This is a genomic window from Achromobacter sp. SIMBA_011, assembly GCF_046535435.1.
In the GTDB taxonomy this organism is placed as follows: Bacteria; Pseudomonadota; Gammaproteobacteria; order Burkholderiales; family Burkholderiaceae_B; genus Achromobacter; species Achromobacter dolens.
Genome location: NZ_JAWRWN010000636.1, coordinates 1 through 264 on the forward strand (window position 1 = coordinate 1; position 264 = coordinate 264).

The window sequence follows — 264 nt, forward strand, 5'->3', positions numbered from 1 at the left end:
GCGCCGCGCTCGCGCACGCCCTACGTGCTCGGCGCGCTCGCGGCGCTGCTCGCACTCGCCGTGCTCGGCGGCGTGTGCATGGGCGCGTATCCCGTTTCGCCGCAAGCCCTCTGGCACGCGTTTATCAGCGCCGACGTGCCGACGAACGCGCAGACCGATCGCGCCGCGCTCGTGCTGTTCGAACTGCGCTTGCCGCGCGTCGTGCTCGCCTTGCTCGTCGGCGCGGGTTTCGGTGCGACGGGCAGCGCGTTGCAGGCGCTGCTG

At 73.1% G+C, this 264-nt stretch carries 1 protein-coding gene; it reads left to right on the forward strand.

The genetic code is table 11. The features are described 5' to 3' along the window. A partial coding sequence (locus SB816_RS32505) for an iron chelate uptake ABC transporter family permease subunit (RefSeq protein ID WP_410548313.1) occupies positions 1-264 on the forward strand: 264 nt, incomplete at both ends.